The sequence below is a fragment of the Calditrichota bacterium genome (assembly GCA_013151735.1).
Taxonomy (GTDB): domain Bacteria; phylum Zhuqueibacterota; class JdFR-76; order JdFR-76; family BMS3Abin05; genus BMS3Abin05.
The window spans coordinates 7,595-11,420 of record JAADHR010000034.1 but is presented as its reverse complement, the minus strand read 5'-3'; the positions used below and the strand labels follow the sequence as shown (position 1 = coordinate 11,420).

General features: G+C 46.6%; 2 protein-coding genes. Both read right to left on the bottom strand.

Annotated elements, in window-relative coordinates:
• Positions 1-3,218, bottom strand: a 3,218-nt coding sequence (locus tag GXO76_02265; GenBank protein ID NOY76675.1) for a hypothetical protein, incomplete at its 3' end; no start/stop codon positions are given.
• Positions 3,219-3,312: 94 nt separating this feature from the next.
• Positions 3,313-3,597, bottom strand: a complete 285-nt coding sequence (locus GXO76_02260) for a pathogenicity locus (GenBank protein NOY76674.1) — start codon at positions 3,595-3,597, stop codon at positions 3,313-3,315.
• Positions 3,598-3,826 lie beyond the last annotated feature (229 nt).

Below are 3,826 nucleotides of genomic sequence, written 5' to 3'. Positions count from 1 at the left end.
TACCGGGGACGAATGGGCATCTTGTACTTGTAATTTCTGGGATGCCGTTTGATCTTCTGATTCAGATACTCAATGGCTTTCAGCAATTGCGGATCCCGGCCCCGGATTTCATCTTCGGGTGTGTTTTCGACGGTAATGTCCGGGATGGCGCCGCGTCCTTCCAATTGATTGCCGTTCACATCCCAGAGCCCAATAAATGTCTTTCGAATCTGACCGCCGTCAATCAGAGGATAGGGAGAAACAGCGATCACGAATCCCAGGGTCTGTTTTCCAATGAGGGTACCCAGCTTTCGGACATGAAATCCATTGGGAAACACTTCGGCATCCGAGAAGGAGTACTCATTGCACAGTACAACCACTTTGCCGTAAAATCCATCGTCCGGTCGCTCCACCGGTTCCGAATCTCTTTCCCGTGTAATCTGGTAGGGCCGGCGTTCCAGCATGTCGATCAGTTCCGGATCGATTCCGCCGCCGCCATTGTAGCGGACATCAATAATAATGGCCTCTTTGTAGCGGTAATCCTGAAAATATTTTTTGAAGGTATTCAGGTCATTCCCGCCCATATTTTCCAGGTGCATATAGCCGATCTTCCCGTGACTCAGGCTGTCGACAAGTCGGGTGTTTTTGTCCGTCCATTCCTTGACCCGAAGGGCATAATCATTTACGATCGGGAAAATTTTTGTCTCAATCGCCCCTTTTTTGGAAGGCTCGGAATGAGTCAGGAGTGTAATCTTGGTTTTATTTTGATCCACCAGATATTTCAGGTAATTTTCCGTCGCTTTTACCGGATGGCCGTTGATCGCGAGAAGATAATCTCCCGGTTTGATTTTTACGTAATCGGCGTCCAGAGGTGAACGGTACCGTTTGTTGGCCTTATCCCCTTTGTAAATCTTTGTAAACCGATAGTAACCGGCTTTGTAATCGGGTTTTAACTGGGCCCCCAGCAACGCGACCGCGTATTTTTTCACCTTGTGAACATCGCCACCGCGCACCCCCTGGTGCGACGCATTCAATTCGCCGACCATTTCTTCCATCAAAAGACTGAGTTCGCGCCGTGTGTGGACATACGGCAGAAGACGTCGGTAGTGTTTTCGCACCTTATTCCAATCCACACCGTGATAATGGGGATCGTAAAAATAATCCCGGACCATCCGCCAGCCCTCATCGAAAATTTCTTCCCATTCTTTCGGGCGATCCACTTTCATAATAACCGATTTAAAACTGACCGGTTTTGCACTTTTGGAGAGGGTCTTTCCGACCGGTCCAATTTTAAGTGTGCGGCCGCTCCACACGACTAATTTTTTCTGTCCCGACGCAATCCGGTAGGCAGCCACTCCCGAAGCCACTTTGGTGGCTTTCAACTTTTTCAGATCGTACATGTAAAGCGCGCGTCCCGAGGTTCGTTTTTGAATGTTCGTGAGCGCTTCCGGAACAACGGCAATGTAATAGTAATAATTTTTTACGGTTCCAAGATTGGAAAAATCTTTTCCGGCCACCGGTACCCGGCGGATACGTTCATTGACTTTTTGAAAGTCAATTTTTACCACGATTTTTTCTTCACCCGTTTTCTTTTTGGATTTGTCAGTGTTGGACTTTTCCTTGGGTGAAGGTTTCTTTTCTCCGGGTTCTGCCTTCTCTTCATCGTCCTCTTTTTGAAAGGGTTGTTTTTCTTCTGGCAAAAGGTGGACTACATGAAGCTCGGTTCGCCCGGGATAGGGAGAGGACACAAAAATCAGATCCTTCCCGTCTGCGGTAAAAACGGGATTGTAATCATCATTCGGACGCACAATGAACGGACGCGATTTCTTTTCTTTCACCGAATACACGTAAATATCCGACAGATTATTCCTGTGATTGAATGCGTATGCAATCCATTTGCTGTCCGGGGACCAGCTGTAGTCATCAATCAAATTGGCCGGATTGTAAGCGACCTCCGTCACCTTTTTTGATGCCACATCCAGTAAATACAGGTAGTGGTTGTTTGTGTAGAACAGAATGGATCGGCTGTCGGGGGACCATCTGAGTCTGAATTTAAATTTTTTTGTGTTCGTTAATCGAGTGGGTTTCTCCTGGCCCATTTGATCCACAATGTACACCTCCTGTTCCCCGTTTACATCGGAAATGTAGGCCACATATTTTCCATCCGGGGACCAGGCCGGGTGCTGTTCGCGCCCGTTGGGTGTGTTGGACAGGTCCCGGGGAATGCCGTGTTCCGCCGGCAGGGAAAAAATCTCCCCCCGCGCGCCAATCACAACCCGCTTACCCGAAGGGGAAATATCGAATCCGCCAATGTATTTTGTGGGATTTTCAAAGGTAACCAGATCGTAATGGAAATCCAGAGGGGCTCGCACAACAAGCTCTTTTGTTTTTTTCCGGGCTACATCCAGCAAAAACAGCTTTCCGTCATTTTCATAAACAATCCACTTTCCGTCCGAACTCATGGAAGGCCACTGAACCCCGTCATCCGAATGAAACGTGATTTGCTCAATCCTCTTCGATTTCGGATCGATTGAAAAAATATTGGAGATTTTTTTCCTTTCAGAAGCAAAGTAGATTTTCCCATCTTTTCCCCACATGGGCCAGGAATCATTGCCGATCCAGGTTGTAAGCTGCTGAAACGATCGATTCGTGGTGTCGTACACCCAAACATCGTGATTAAATGTCCCTTTGTAACGCTTCCACCACCAGAACATCATCGGATGACGGTTGTACGTAAATTTTTTTCCATCCGGCGAAAATGAAATACTGCTTCCTCTGTCCACCGGAAGTTTTTCCGGGAAGTGCCCCTTAATACTTACCTGCCAGAGTTCGTCATAAAAACGGGAATAGGCGGTTCGATTCGCGGAAAAAACCACATTTTTGGAATCAGGTGTCCACCCCACCACCCTTTCCGAGCCGGGGTAGTAGGTAAGTTGCTTCGGCTGGCCTCCTTCAAAAGGAATAATGAACACATTCGTTCCACCGTTGTACTCACCCGTAAATGCAATCCACTTGCCGTCCGGGGAAATTTTTGGGTGTGTTTCGAATCCTTCATGAATCGTCAAACGAAAGGCACGGCCGCCTTCCTGGGGAACCTGCCACAGATCACCCTGGTAGCTAAAAACGACCACTCCATGTCCCACATCGGGATAGCGCATCAGGCGAAGCGGGTTATCTTGAGTCAATCCGGCCGCAGGGAGGCCAATCCAGATCAAAAACAGAATCAATAATTTCTTCATTCTTCCTCCTTACTTTTTTCCGCTGTCAAAAAAAATACGACTATTTTAAAAAGGCGATTTGATCGCCGTGAATGCGCGAAAGAAAGATTTCCGTTCAATCCTTCCACGTCCACCACTTCAGGCGTTCCGGATCGTGCGTTTGATGAGAAGCATAGTAAACTGCACAGCGAATCACGTAGAGCATACAGCGATCAATTTCTTTTCCCTCCAGATTGCACAGGCGAAAATAGATCTCTTCCGGATTCCGATTGGCCAGATCAGCCACCGATCGAAAGTCAAGATTGTAAAAATCTTCGGCAATCTTTTTTCCCACACCCGGAATTGTCCGCAATTCTTTTAAAATGAGAGATTTTTTTTCGGAATGAATTTCATCGGCCATCTTTTTCATGAAGGGATTCCTTCGCTCACAAATTTCCGAATTTTTAACAGGATTTACACGATGAATCTGCCAGAAGTGAATTTCTCGTGTCTGCAGAAAAAATAATTTGGCCTAAATCGGGGATTATGCGGGAAAGATCCCCTCAAAAATCACTTGAATTTAAAAATAAAAATAATTCCTGAAATTTGCAAGAAATAATTTTATTCCCCCTTTTAACCTGAATAATTCA